This window comes from Streptomyces sp. NPDC048643, from assembly GCF_040650615.1.
Taxonomy (GTDB): domain Bacteria; phylum Actinomycetota; class Actinomycetes; order Streptomycetales; family Streptomycetaceae; genus Streptomyces.
On the sequence record NZ_JBEZHO010000020.1, the window covers coordinates 52,844 to 65,859 of the forward strand.

Genomic DNA, 13,016 nt, shown 5'->3' on the forward strand with positions numbered 1-13,016 from the left:
CCGTCCCGTGGTTCGAGTTCCGAGGAAGGTGCGCCATGGTGAGGGCAGCCGACAGGGCCGAGCGTCCACCGCGGACCAGTGTCTGGCTGGAGGGCAAGGCGCCCCGGGGCGGGGCCGCGCGGGGTGGCGGGCAACCGTCGGGGCTCGACCGGGAGCGGATCACCGAGGCCACCGTGCGGTTGCTGGACGCGGAGGGGCTCGCGAAGTTCTCCATGCGGCGTCTCGCGGCCGAGCTGAACGTCACGGCCATGTCCGTGTACTGGTACGTCGACACCAAGGACGACCTCCTGGAGCTCGCCCTCGACGCGGTCTTCGGTGAACTGGAGCTGCCGGACGTCGAGTCGGCGGAGCACTGGCGGGATCAGCTGCGGGCGCTGGCCGTCGGGAACCGGGCGCTGCTGGTGCGCCACCCGTGGGTGTCGCCGCTCGTCGGGAGCTTCCTGAACATCGGGCCGCACTCCATGGCGTTCTCCATGTGCGTGCAGCGGGTGATCCGGAACACCGGGTTGCCGCCCCGCGGTCAGACCGGGGCGATGTCGGCCGTCTTCCAGTTCGTGTACGGGTTCGGGACGATCGAGGGCCACTTCGTGCAGCGGTGCGCCACGGCGGGGGTGTCGCAGGACGAGTACTTCCGCGAGGCCATGAGCACGATCAGCGAACAGCCGCAGCTGGCGGCGGACTTCGCCAGTGCGGCGGATCTGATGGAGGCACGGGGCGGCGACACCGTCTCCGAGATGCGCGACCGGGACTTCGGGTTCGCACTGGAGCTGTTGGTCGCGGGGATCGAGGCGATGGTGGCCCGGGGCTGAGGTCCGGCTGCGCGCCGGGCGTGCTGGATCAGACGTCACCCACCGACGGCCCCTCCCGTACGGGAGAAATCCAGCCCCTCCGGCGTTTGAGGAGCGGGGTCCGGGGCGGAGCCCCAGGTACGGGAAGGGTAGGGGCGGAGGGGGCGAGAAAACCTGTGGCGTCGGCTACTCCTGCGGGGCCAGGTGGGCCGGGAAGCCGCCGGTGGACACCGGGCCCCAGCGGGTCGGGGTGACCCGGATGATCGACTTGCCCTGCTTGCGCATCGCCGCCCGGTACTCGTCCCAGTCGGGATGCTCCCCGGCGATGTTCCGGTAGTACTCGACGAGCGGCTCGACGGAGTCGGGGGAGTCGAGGACCTCGGCGGTGCCGTCGACCTGGACCCAGGGTCCGTTCCACTCGTCGCTGAGGACGATCAGGCCGACCCGCTCGTCCCGCTGCGCGTTGCGCGTCTTGGCCCGCCCGGGGTACGTCGACACGACGATGCGGCCCGAGTCGTCGACACCGCAGGTCAGCGGGGAGCCCTGCGGGCCGCCGTCGGCGCGGCGGGTCAGCAGGATGGCCCGGTGTCGGGGGCGTACGAAGTCCAGCAACTCGTCGAGGGAGACGGAGGTGTTCGTCGCGATGTTGGGTGCCATGCGATCAGCGTAGGCCGCGTGCGCCCCTGTCGCCCCCGGGCTGTACCCGTGCACGCCACCGGACCCCATCCGAGCAGCTAAAGTGCTGTTCGTCCTGTGCTCGCAGTCGGGAATGTGCTGCGGAGCTCTCCTGCGCATGGCCGTTTGGCCGTGCATGCCGAAGAGGTTCGTGGTGGCTGCGTCCGAGTTTTCTGAATTGCCCCGTTTTGCTACGGGTTTCGAGCTGGCTGATGCCCTGACGGTCGCCGCTCAGCAATTGCACGACACCGTGAGCACCCACAGCACCCTGAAGACCGCCGTACGCCTGGCCGTGCACGTCCTGCCGGGCGCCGAGCACGCCGGGATCTCCGTCATCGAGCGCAAGGCCCACCGGGAGACGCTCGCCTGGACGGACGAGGTCGTCCGCTCGGCCGACACGCTGAACGCGGGCCGTGAGCACCAGCCGTACTGGAACCGGCTGTGGACGGCTCCGGTGGCCCGGATCGAGGACAGTGCCTCCGTGGAGGGGGACGGGGACCTCGCGCTGTCGAGCCTCGGGCTGAGATCGGTGCTGTCGCTCAGACTCAGGGCCGACCGGCGCCGGCTGACCGTCCTGACGGCGTACGCGGGCAAGCCGCGCGTCTTCGACGACCAGGCCACCCGGGTCGGCCGGCTGTTCACCGCGCACGTCAGCATCGCGCTGGAGACGGCGACGATGCGCGAGCAGCTCACCGAGGCGATGCGCACCCGGGATCTGATCGGGCAGGCCACGGGCATCCTGATGGAGCGGCTCGACATCGACGCGTCCGAGGCGTTCGACAGCCTCGTGCGCACCTCCCAGCGGGAGAACGTCAAGCTCCGTGACCTGGCCCGACGGATCGTCGACGCCAGCGAGGGCGAGTGAGCCGGGCTCAGACGGCCGGCAGCGACTCGCCCTGCACCGCCTGGATGTCCAACTCCACCTTCAGCGTCGTACCGATGGCGGAGATGCCCGCCTGGACGACCTGGTTGTAGTTCATGGCGAAGTCCTCGCGACGCAGTTCCACGGTCGCGCGGAACGCGGCGCGGGTGCCGCCCCAGGGGTCGGCGCCGGTGCCGAGGTAGGCGAGGGCGAGGTCGACGGGGCGTACGACGCCGTGCATGGTGAGTTCGCCGTGCACGGTCCAGCGGTCGGATCCCGCGGGCGTCACGTCCGTCGACCGGTAGCTGATGTGCGGGTACTTCTCGACGTCCAGGAAGTCGGGCGACTTCAGGTGGCCGTCGCGCATGCCGTTGCCGGTGTCGATGGAGGCGGCGGAGATCGTCGCCTCGACGCGGGACCTGCTCACGTCGTCGGGGGCGATCTCGATGCGGCCGGCGAAGTCCGTGAAGCGGCCGTGCACGCTGGAGATGCCCAGGTGCTGGGCGACGGCGCCGATGGAGGAGTGCGCCGGGTCGATGGTCCACGGGCCGGGCGGGGGCAGTTCGGTGCCGCCCTGGCGGGCCAGCGTCACCTGGCCGACCTCGGCCCGGCCGGCGGCCGTGACGATCGCGCTGGACGCTGCGGGCGCGTACCCGACCGCGGTCACGATCACGGTGTAGGCGCCGGGTGCGAGGCTCGTGGTGTCGCGGACGGCCCCGTCGGTGTCCGCCTCGGCCCGCAGCACCTGCGTGCCGGTCATGTCGGTCACCGTGACGACCGCGTGCGACACGGCCCATCCGTCCCGCGTACGGATCTTCGCGGTCAGTCCCATGTGCAGTAACTCCTTGCGATGCGGCAATGAAAACCGGCCCGTGGGGGGCGCACCTCCGCTCAGAGTGCGCGCTCCCCACGGGCCGGGGCTTCGAACTACTCGCCGGGGTGGGCGAGTTCGATGTCGTGGTCGTCCACGCCACGGCCGCCGACGGTCAGCGCCGTCGCCACCGGCGGGTAGCCGGTCGCGATGACGGTGTACTCGCCGCCGTCCAGGTCGGTGAAGGCGTAGGCGCCGTCCGCACCGGTCCTGGCGGTGCCGACCACGTTGCCGGCCGCGTCGACCAGCGTCACGCGGGCGTCCGACAGGGGGCCGTGCGGTGCCTTGACGACACCCTGGACCTGGGAGCCCGAGTCGAGGTCGACCTCGATCCGGGTGACCCCGGCGCCGCCCACCTCGACGGGCAGGGCGCGCGGCCGGTGGCCCGCCGCGTTCACGGCGACCGTGACGACTCCGGGGACCAGTTCGGCGAAGGCGAACTCGCCCTGCTCACCGGTGGTTCCGGTGGCCAGCACGTCACCGCGGACGTCGGTCACGATGACCATCGCGTCCTTGACGGGGGTACCGCCGTCGGCCGCCCGGACGACACCGCTCAGCCCGCTCGTGCCGCTCAGCAGGATGTCGTACGTGAGCGGCTCGTCGTTCACGACGATCGTCGAGGCCTGCGGCTGGAAGCCGTCGGCGGAGGCGATCAGGACGTAGGAGCCGACGCCGGGCGCGTCCACCGCGTAGGAGCCGTCGGTCTGGGCGACCGAGCGGCCGAGCTGACGTCCCGCGAGGGAGATCAGCGTGACCGCGGCCTGCGGTACGGGCGCGCTCTCGTTGCCGCGGACCTGGCCGCGCACCGGGATGCCGCCGGACACGGGCTGCGGGACGCTCTCGCGCGTCGCGGTGGCGACGGCGGCGAGGCGCTGCGTGCCCTCGGGGCCCGCCTCGGTGGCCGCGACGGCCTGGGCGGGGATCCGCTCGGCGTCGGCCGGGACCTCGACGGACTCGGCGACGGCCGTCTCGGTGGCCGGGGCGCCGGACTGCTCGGCGGCGGCCTGGGCCATCGCGCCGGACGTCCGCAGCGGGACCTCCTTGATGAACAGCACGATCAGGAAGGCGACCAGCGCCATGCCGGCGGCGATCAGGAAGACGTCCGCGATGCCGTGGCCGTACGCGCTCTCCATCACCGTGCGCAGCGGCGCGGGCAGCTTGTCCATGTCCGGGATGGTGGAGCTGGAGTCCGAACCGGAGCCGAGGGAGGCGTACTTGGGGCCGAGGTCGGTCAGCCCGTCCTTCACGTAGTCGGTGATCCGGGTGGCCATGACCGCGCCGAGCGCGGAGACACCGATCGCACCACCGAGGGAACGGAAGAAGGTGACCGTGGAGCTGGCGGAGCCCAGGTCGGACGGCGCCACCTGGTTCTGCGTGGACAGCACCAGGTTCTGCATCATCATGCCGATGCCGAGGCCCAGCAGCGCCATGAAGATCGCGATGTGCCAGTACGTCGTGTCGTAGCGGATCGTGCCGAGCAGGCCGAGGCCCGCGGTGACCAGGAAGCCGCCGCTGACGAGCCAGTACTTCCACCGTCCGGTCTTGGTGATGACCTGGCCGGAGACCGTGGAGGAGATGAACAGACCGGCGATCATCGGGATCGTCATGACACCCGACATCGTCGGGGACTTGTCCCGCGCCAGCTGGAAGTACTGGCTGAAGAAGACGGTGCCGGTGAACATCGCGACGCCGACGAACAGCGAGGCGAGGGACGACAGCGTGATGGTCCGGTTGCGGAACAGCCGCAGCGGGATGATCGGCTCGCTGGCCTTGGACTCGACGAGGACGAACAGCAGACCGAGGATGATCGCGCCCGCGACCATCGTGTAGGTCTGCCACGAGACCCAGTCGTACTTGTCACCGGCGAAGGTGACCCACAGGAGGAGCAGGGAGACAGCGGCGGAGATGAAGAACGCGCCGCCCCAGTCGACCTTGACGTCCCGCTTCACGACCGGCAGGTGCAGGGTCTTCTGCAGCACGATGAGCGCGATGATCGCGAACGGCACACCGACGTAGAAGCACCAGCGCCAGCCGAGCCAGCTGGTGTCGGTGATGACACCGCCGAGCAGCGGACCGCCGACCGTCGCGACGGCGAACGTCGCGCCCAGGTAGCCGGAGTAGCGCCCGCGCTCACGCGGGGAGATCATCGCGGCCATCACGATCTGCGCGAGGGCGGACAGACCGCCGACGCCGACGCCCTGCACGACACGGCAGGCGATCAGCGTGCCGGCGTTCTGGGAGAGACCGGCGGCGGCCGATCCCAGCACGTAGATGACGAGCGCTATCTGGACGAGCGCCTTCTTGCTGTACAGGTCGGACAGCTTGCCCCACAGGGGCGTGGTCGCGGTCATCGAGAGCAGCGCGGCCGTGACGACCCAGGTGTAGGCGGACTGGCCGCCGCCCAGGTCACCGATGATGCGGGGGAGCGCGTTGGAGACGATCGTCGACGACAGGATCGCGACGAACATACCGAGCAGCAGCCCGGAGAGCGCCTCCATGATCTGCCGGTGCGTCATCGGAGCGCCGTCGGCGGCGCCTCCGTGCTTGGCGTGAGAGCCCCGCACACCGGCTGGTGTGGTCGTTGCCATGGGCTTCCTTTTCTTACGTACTAAGCGGGTGTACGGGTGGTCAGTTCTGATACGTCTGTCGCGTACGGGGGAGGGTGCGCCGGGGTCCGCTGCGTGGAGCGGCAGTCGCCGAAGCTCTCGCGCAGCCTGCTCATCAGCTCGATGAGCAGCCCGACCTCGTCGTCGGACCAGTGGCTGAGCCGGTCGGCCAGCAGCCGGGAGCTGCGCAGGGAGAGCTCGTCGAGCTGCTCCTGGCCGGAGCCGGTGAGGCGCAGGATGCGTGAGCGCTTGTCGGCGGGGTCCGGGAACCGTTCGATCCAGCCCCGGTCGGCGACATGCGCGACATGGCGGCTGGTCACCGACATGTCCACGGAGAGAAGCTCCGCGAGCCTGCTCATCCGCATCTCGCCGTACCGGCCGAGCAGCGTGAGCACGGCGGCGGAGCCCCCGGGACAGTCGGGCGGCAGGATCCGTCCCATGTCCCTCTTCACGGCACCGATGGCGCTGAGCTGACGAGCCAATTCCTCGTACTGCGCCTGCTCGGCCATCACACCTCCCCTATTCGTTGCTTAGGGCAACCATAAAAGCAGTTGGTTGCCGCAGGCAAACGAGTTCGGGGCTTCAGGGCTAAAAACTTGGCAAAGGCAAGCATTGGCGAATGTAAACCCGCAGGTGAGGGCGGTTGTCAGGCTATGGGTTCGCTGTGACGGGGCCTGGGGTGCCCGTCGGACGCGCGTTCGGCGGTGTGCGAGAACCCCGCGGAACGGGTGTTCCGGTCGAACCGCCCCTGGGCCGGGGGGAAAGCGGAACCCTGCACTTGGGCAGACCCCGCGGATTCGCTAGTGTCCTGGCCTATGGCAAACACCCAGGGCCCCGAGGGCAACTACGACCCCGCGGGCAGCACCCAGATGTTCCGTGCGTTCGTCGACGAGTCCCCCCAGGGCCGGCAGCAGCAGCAGGCGGCGGCTCCCGCCGGTCCCCGTGTGGGTCTGATCGTCGGCGTCATCGTCGCCGTCGTGGTCGTCGCCGCGGTGGCCTGGCTCGCGTTCAAGTAGGCGGGCCGGCCGGGTTCCCCGGCCACCACGCGCACCGCTCTCAGGTCCTCACTTCCACTGGACCGACACGTCCCGCGTCTCGATGTGCATGCCCAACGGCACCCGCCACGCGTCGACGCACACCGTCCAGGTGCCGTCCTTCCTCGCGCCGGCTGCGATCGGCGCGGGAAGGGTCTCGGTCGACGTGATCGTCGCCCAGTCGATCCCGAGCGACCCGATGATGTGCGTCCCGAACGTCACCGTGCCCGAACGCACCGCCGTACCACCGGTGTTGCGGAGTGAGACGGTGACCTTCTCGCACCAGCGGTGATCGGTGGCCGCCCGCGCGGTACCCGTCACGCCGAGCGCGGCGGGCCGGAGGCTCGCCGACGGTTCGGGGGTGGCCGGCGCGGAGGAGTGTCCGGTGCCACCGCCCGGACTTCCTCCCGGACTCCCTCCTGTGCGGCCCGAGTCGGACCCGGAGGACGAGCCGGTGCCGGTGCCGCCGGTCCCCGTGCTGCCGGAGCCGCTGCCACCGCTTGTGGCCTTGGCGCCGCCCGCTTTCGTCGCGTCTCCCCGACCCGCGGTGCCCTCACCCGCGGCCGAACCCGGGCCGCCGCCGGACGACGTCGATCCGCCACCGTCCGAACCGGCCCGCCCGTCACCGGACTTGGCGCCCCCCGATCCGGGGCCGCGTCTCCCGGAGCCGTCCAGCGGAACCAGGGACACGTCCTCCGACGGGGCCACCGCGGCTCCCGAGGCCCCCGGTGAACCGCCCCCGGGGCCGACCGCGACATAGCCGCCGCCGGCTCCGCCGCTCCCGCACGCGGCCAGGACTCCGCCCAGACACAGCACGGCCGCCGAGGCACCCCACAGGGCACCCCGGCGTCCGGGTATCGACTCGTGACGCATCGCGCCAGTGTGACTGACGGTCCGTCAATTATGAACCCCATGTGGGGTGTTCAGTCGGAGATGAGGCCCTCGCGCAGCTGGGACAGCGTGCGGGTGAGGAGGCGGGAGACGTGCATCTGCGAGATGCCGACCTCCTCGCCGATCTGCGACTGGGTCATGTTGGCGAAGAAGCGCAGCATGATGATCCGGCGCTCGCGGGGCGGCAGTTTGGCGAGCAGCGGCTTGAGCGACTCGCGGTACTCCACGCCCTCCAGCGCGGTGTCCTCGTAGCCGAGGCGGTCCGCGAGGGAGCCCTCGCCGCCGTCGTCCTCGGGCGCGGGCGAGTCGAGCGAGGAGGCGGTGTACGCGTTGCCGACGGCGAGACCGTCGACCACGTCCTCCTCGGACACCCCGAGCACGGTGGCGAGTTCGGCGACCGTCGGCGAGCGGTCGAGCTTCTGGGAGAGCTCGTCACTGGCCTTGGTGAGGGCGAGCCGCAACTCCTGCAGGCGGCGCGGGACGCGCACCGACCACGAGGTGTCGCGGAAGAAGCGCTTGATCTCGCCGACGACCGTCGGCATCGCGAACGTCGGGAACTCCACGCCGCGTTCGCAGTCGAAGCGGTCGATCGCCTTGATCAGGCCGATCGTGCCGACCTGGACGATGTCCTCCATCGGCTCGTTCCGGGAGCGGAAGCGGGCCGCCGCGTACCGGACGAGCGGGAGGTTGAGCTCGATGAGGGTGTCCCGGACGTAGGCACGCTCCGGGCTGTTCTCGCCGAGTGCGGCGAGCCGCAGGAAGAGGGAGCGGGACAGGGTCCGGGTGTCGATGGCGCCCGAGGACTCGGGGACCAGAACGGGTTCCGGGGCCTCGGTGGCAGGGACATCGGGAAGCGCGGCGTGCGCCTCGGGCACTGCGTCGCTCTTCGTGAGCGTGAGCACCTTCGAGCTGCCCTGATCTGCGGACATGCCACCCCCTTTGGGTCGCGGACGGTCGCGGCAATCGCTCCCGTCGGAGGAACGCAGCCTCCACCTGAATACCGGAGGCGGGGCCGCGGCAAACGCGCTTCCGGAAGAATGTCACATGTCGGCAACACGCTGTAGTGACATGTCGACATGGAGAGGGTGAATAGGCCCTGGAAAAAGGGGGTCTGACGGTTTTTCAGCGCTCAACCGCCGGAAAAAGTGACCTTGAGCGATTCGCTCTTGTCGGTTACGCCTCGATCCTGTTTGCGGATCGAAGACGCGCGAAGCTACGGGCGAGCAGCCTTGACACATGCATCTGGGACACTCCCAGCTCCGCGCTGATCTGAGACTGCGTGAGGTTGCTGTAGTAGCGCAGGAGCAGGATCCTCTGCTCGCGTTCGGGCAACTGTACGAGCAGATGCCGTACGAGGTCGCGGTGTTCGACCCCGTCGAGCGCGGGGTCCTCGTAGCCGAGCCGGTCGAGCAGCCCCGGCAGCCCGTCGCCCTCCTGGGCCGCCTCGAGGGAGGTCGCGTGGTACGAACGGCCGGCCTCGATGCAGGAGAGCACCTCCTCCTCGGTGATGCGCAGCCGCTCGGCGATCTCCGAGGTGGTGGGCGACCGCCCGAAGGCGGTCGTCAGGTCCTCCGTCGCGGAGTTCACCTGCACCCACAGCTCGTGCAGCCGCCGCGGTACGTGGACGGTGCGGACGTTGTCGCGGAAGTACCGCTTGATCTCGCCGACGACCGTCGGCATCGCGAAGGTCGGGAACTGCACGCCCCGGTCCGGGTCGAAGCGGTCGATCGCGTTGATCAGGCCGATGGTGCCGACCTGGACCACGTCCTCCATCGGCTCGTTGCGGGATCGGAAGCGGGCCGCCGCGTACCGGACGAGGGGGAGGTTGGCCTCGATGAGCGCCCCGCGGACCCGGTTGTGCTCGGAGGTGCCCGGCTCCAGCACCTTGAGCTGGCCGAAGAGCACCTGGGTCAGGGCTCGGGTGTCGGCGCCGCGGCGTCGCTCGGGCGCGACCTCCGGGGCCGTCTCGACGACGGGCGCCACGGGTGCGGTGCTCGTCGCGGTGCCTCCTGTGGCGTCCGGTGCGGTGCTCTGCGCCGGGGGCGAGGGCGGGACCTGGGCCGGGGCAAGCGTGGGGGCCGGTGCCTGGGCCTGGGCCGGGGCTTCCTCCTGGGGCGGCGCAGTACTGGCCGACACGGTCAACGCCACCTCGTCATTCGTCAACGTCCGTCAACGTATCCGTCAACTCATCCGTCAAAAGCGGTCATAGCATCACAAGACATGTGCACTGTGTGCAAGCACCGCATATTGCCGTGTTGGGGGTGAGTTGGGGCGTAAGACACCAAAAACCCCTGACCGGTTGCGGTCAGGGGCGGGAAATGAGGTCGCCGCGGCCGGTCGCGGCGATCGGATCGCTCCGGTCGAACGAACGGAGAAACGGGCGGAGCCGGCGTACCGATCAGAACGGATAGTCGGCGATCACCCAGGTGGCGAACTCGCGCCAGAGGGCGACGCCCGCCTGGTGGGCCGGGTGTTCCAGGTAGCGCGTGAGCGCGTCGGTGTCCTCGACGGCGGAGTTGATCGCGAAGTCGTACGCGATGGGCCGGTCGGTGATGTTCCAGTCGCACTCCCAGAACCGCAGCTCGGGGATCTGGTCACCGAGCGCGCGGAAGGCGGCGACGCCCTCGACGACACGGGGCTCGTCCCGCTCGACGCCGTCGTTGAGCTTGAAGAGGACCAGATGGCGGATCACGGGAACTCCTTGGAGGTGTCGGCGCCGGGCGTCAGTTCTGGGCTCCGTCGGCGACCCAGGTCATGAAGTCGCCCACCGCCTGGGCGGCGCTCGATATGCCCTCGAAGCCTATCTGGACGTAGTCGGCGGCCTTGGCCGGATCCGTGATGATCACGTAGAGCGCGAAGACCACGATGACGTAGATCGCGATCTTCTTCGAATTCACCGCCATGGCGGCCTCCCCTGTGCCTGCTGCGCCCGGTGGGCCCCCTGTGACGGCGGTGAGTTTAACCTTCACACGCTCTTTAGGGACCAACGGCCCACTGGTCGAGGTCTTTTGCCGGGCCCGGGGCGCGCTGCCGCAGGTCAGGATGGAGGAGAGCCCCGGCGGGACAGGCAGGAAGTCCGCGGGGCCCGGAGGGGCCTCACTGCGGGGTCCGCGCCGCAGCTTCCCCCGAGACGGCGGCGTGGACCTGAGGGTCCTTGAAACGGGGGAGGCGGCTGTCCCCCCGATGCCGCCTCCCCCGGCCCCTTGTGGGTGCGGAAGGTAAGCCCCGGCGACTGAGCGGACGCCGGGGCTTTTCCGTGCCCGGAGCCCCGCACGGACCCGCCTGTCCCGGAACGCACGAAGGGCCCCGTCTTTCGACGGGGCCCTTCTCAAGCGGTAGCGGAGGGATTTGAACCCTCGGTGACGGGTTACGCCACACTCGCTTTCGAGGCGAGCTCCTTCGGCCGCTCGGACACGCTACCGAGGAAGACCCTACCCCAAGGTGGGCCATGGTCCGAAATCCTTTGAGGGACCCCGGAACTTCCGCGCGGGACACGGCCTACGAGCCCCCCCGGCAGGGTCAGCGGTCGCGGAAGAAGTCGGTGAGCAGCGCGGCGGACTCCTCGTCGAGGACGCCCTCGACGACCTCGGGCCGGTGGTTCAGCCGCCGGTCCCGGACCACGTCCCAGACGGACCCGGTCGCGCCCGCCTTCTCGTCACGGGCGCCGTAGACCACCCGCTCGACCCGGGACTGCACGAGCGCGCCCGCGCACATCGTGCAGGGCTCCAGGGTGACCACGAGCGTGCAACCCGTCAGCCGCCACTCGCCGAGCCGTGCGGCGGCCCTGCGCAGCGCGAGGACCTCGGCGTGCGCCGTCGGGTCGCCGGTGGCCTCGCGTTCGTTGTGGCCGGCCGCCAGCACGGTCGTCCCGTCCGGCGCCAGCACGACGGCGCCGACGGGAACGTCACCGCCCCGGACGGCCAGCCGTGCCTCGTCCAGAGCGAGCCGCATCGGGTCCCGCCAGGGGTCGCGTACGGGATCGGGCCGGGGTGCCTGATGGGGGGTGCTCACCCCGGGAACCTAGCGGAACCCCGCCGGGCCCAGGGGCTGAGACCTGCCCGAGGGCACCGTGGGTGCTGCGAGGCCGGGGCGGCCCGGGGACACGCGGCGCCGGGAGAGGGGGCACACGTCAGTGACCCGGCCCGCTCCGGGGCCGGGTCGTGGATCCCGCGTGATGCCGGGCCGGTCCACCGGCGGTCCGTCGTCGTCCCGCCGCGTGCGGACACGACTGCGGAGCCGGCCGCCTCGTGCGGGCCGGCCCGGCGGCGTCTGTCATTGCTGATGTCGTGCTGCGTCGTTCGGTCCGGGGAGCGGGGGCCCGGCTCGCCGGTACAGGCGGTCTGCCCGCCGTCCCGGGCCTAGCGGACGGTCTCCAGGACCTCGGCCGCCCCCAGCGACTCGGCGATCGTGCTGAGCGCCTCGCCTTCGTCCAGGGCCAGCAGTTCCCTCTCGCTCACTCCGAGGTCCGCGAGGATGTAGCGGTCCCCGACGGGGCTGTGCGACACGGCGTCGCCGGACACACTCCCCTCTTCTTCTTCCTCCTCGTCGTCCTCGGAGTCCGCGGGCTCACCGTCCTCCGTGCCGTCCAGGTCGAGGGCGTCCAGGTCGAGGGCGTCGCCGCCCGGTTCCCGTCCCAGCACTTCGTCCGTGAGCAGGATCTCGCCGTACGAACTGCGGGCGGCCGCGGCGGCGTCCGACACGTAGATGCGAGGGTCCTCCTCGCCGTCCACGCGGACGACACCGAACCACGCGTCCTCCTGCTCGATGAGCAGAAGCACCGTGTCCTCGTCCGAGACTTCACGGGCCAGGTCGGTCAGATCCGACAGGGTTTCCACATCGTCGAGCTCTGTGTCGCTCGCTTCCCACCCGTCTTCGGTGCGCGCGAGCAGTGCGGCGAAGTACACCGTGACTCTCCCACTGGTCATAGGTGTGCCGGTTGGGGTTCCCCCCGGCGGAGGCTGTGGGCGGGGAGTGTTGCGCTGAGCCCCGCCCACTCGGAATCGTGGCAGAAACAGAGCGCTCAGGGGACGTCTTCGGCCTGCTGTGTCTGCCTCTTTTGATCGCTGACAGCGGATCGTACGCGGATGCCCCCGCCGCGCAGGCGCCTCCCGGCCCGACACGACGGCGTGCCGCCGACGGCGCGCCGGGTGCGATGCCGCCCGCGCGGCGGGCGCGTCGCGGGCGCTGACGTGCGGCGTGATTCGGGCTTCGCCCTGGGCGAGTTGGCGATGCCTCACGGTCGCGGTGCCGGCCCGGTGCGGGCGTGTCGCCCCCGGCGCCGCACGGTGT

14 protein-coding genes and 1 tRNA gene are annotated in these 13,016 nt (G+C 70.6%); 3 read left to right on the forward strand and 12 right to left on the reverse strand.

The genetic code is table 11. The features are described from left to right. Positions 1–35 precede the first annotated feature (35 nt). On the forward strand, positions 36–809 hold the full coding sequence (locus AB0C62_RS21075) for a TetR/AcrR family transcriptional regulator (RefSeq protein WP_362975236.1): 774 nt from the start codon (positions 36–38) through the stop codon (positions 807–809). 165 nt (positions 810–974) lie between these two features. Here AB0C62_RS21075 and AB0C62_RS21080 read toward each other — a convergent pair whose 3' ends face one another. Beyond that, positions 975–1,445, reverse strand: a complete 471-nt coding sequence (locus tag AB0C62_RS21080; protein WP_362975238.1) for a PPOX class F420-dependent oxidoreductase — start codon at positions 1,443–1,445, stop codon at positions 975–977. A 154-nt stretch (positions 1,446–1,599) separates the two neighbouring features. Between AB0C62_RS21080 and AB0C62_RS21085 the strand changes: the two genes are divergently transcribed. Further along, positions 1,600–2,328, forward strand: a complete 729-nt coding sequence (locus AB0C62_RS21085; protein WP_362975357.1) for an ANTAR domain-containing protein — start codon at positions 1,600–1,602, stop codon at positions 2,326–2,328. 7 nt (positions 2,329–2,335) lie between these two features. Here the strand turns inward: AB0C62_RS21085 and AB0C62_RS21090 are convergent, their stop codons facing one another. From AB0C62_RS21090 to AB0C62_RS21100, 3 genes are all read right to left on the reverse strand, one after another. Then, entirely contained in the window at positions 2,336–3,157 is an 822-nt protein-coding gene (locus AB0C62_RS21090) for a YceI family protein (RefSeq protein ID WP_362975240.1), read from the reverse strand. 95 nt (positions 3,158–3,252) lie between these two features. Further along, on the reverse strand, positions 3,253–5,784 hold the full coding sequence (locus AB0C62_RS21095; protein WP_362975242.1) for an MFS transporter: 2,532 nt from the start codon (positions 5,782–5,784) through the stop codon (positions 3,253–3,255). A gap of 20 nt (positions 5,785–5,804) precedes the next feature. Further along, on the reverse strand, positions 5,805–6,311 hold the full coding sequence (locus AB0C62_RS21100) for a MarR family transcriptional regulator (RefSeq protein ID WP_081218228.1): 507 nt from the start codon (positions 6,309–6,311) through the stop codon (positions 5,805–5,807). A gap of 306 nt (positions 6,312–6,617) precedes the next feature. Here AB0C62_RS21100 and AB0C62_RS21105 point away from each other — a divergent pair, with 306 nt between their 5' ends. Further along, a complete protein-coding gene (locus AB0C62_RS21105) occupies positions 6,618–6,818 on the forward strand; it encodes a hypothetical protein (protein WP_081218227.1) in 201 nt (66 codons plus the stop codon). A gap of 48 nt (positions 6,819–6,866) precedes the next feature. Here AB0C62_RS21105 and AB0C62_RS21110 read toward each other — a convergent pair whose 3' ends face one another. The 8 genes from AB0C62_RS21110 to AB0C62_RS21145 form a co-directional block, all read right to left on the reverse strand. Further along, complete coding sequence (locus AB0C62_RS21110; RefSeq protein WP_362975244.1) at positions 6,867–7,709, reverse strand: hypothetical protein; 843 nt, start codon at positions 7,707–7,709, stop codon at positions 6,867–6,869. Between the two features lie 50 nt (positions 7,710–7,759). After that, positions 7,760–8,656: an RNA polymerase sigma factor SigF gene (locus tag AB0C62_RS21115; RefSeq protein WP_362975246.1), complete on the reverse strand. Its 897-nt coding sequence runs from the start codon at positions 8,654–8,656 to the stop codon at positions 7,760–7,762. 244 nt (positions 8,657–8,900) lie between these two features. Then, positions 8,901–9,863: an RNA polymerase sigma factor SigF gene (locus tag AB0C62_RS21120; RefSeq protein WP_362975359.1), complete on the reverse strand. Its 963-nt coding sequence runs from the start codon at positions 9,861–9,863 to the stop codon at positions 8,901–8,903. A gap of 262 nt (positions 9,864–10,125) precedes the next feature. Next, positions 10,126–10,419 carry a Dabb family protein gene (locus AB0C62_RS21125; protein ID WP_362975248.1) on the reverse strand — a complete coding sequence of 98 codons (294 nt, stop codon included), beginning with the start codon at positions 10,417–10,419 and terminating at the stop codon, positions 10,126–10,128. Positions 10,420–10,450: 31 nt separating this feature from the next. Then, entirely contained in the window at positions 10,451–10,630 is a 180-nt protein-coding gene (locus AB0C62_RS21130) for a hypothetical protein (RefSeq protein WP_081218223.1), read from the reverse strand. Positions 10,631–11,060: 430 nt separating this feature from the next. After that, positions 11,061–11,148 (reverse strand) — tRNA-Ser (locus tag AB0C62_RS21135). Positions 11,149–11,246: 98 nt separating this feature from the next. Next, positions 11,247–11,678 (reverse strand): tRNA adenosine(34) deaminase TadA, encoded by a 432-nt coding sequence (gene tadA, locus AB0C62_RS21140; RefSeq protein WP_362975361.1) that lies wholly within the window; start codon positions 11,676–11,678, stop codon positions 11,247–11,249. A gap of 407 nt (positions 11,679–12,085) precedes the next feature. Next, on the reverse strand, positions 12,086–12,631 hold the full coding sequence (locus tag AB0C62_RS21145) for a hypothetical protein (protein ID WP_362975363.1): 546 nt from the start codon (positions 12,629–12,631) through the stop codon (positions 12,086–12,088). Between the last annotated feature and the right edge of the window lie 385 nt (positions 12,632–13,016).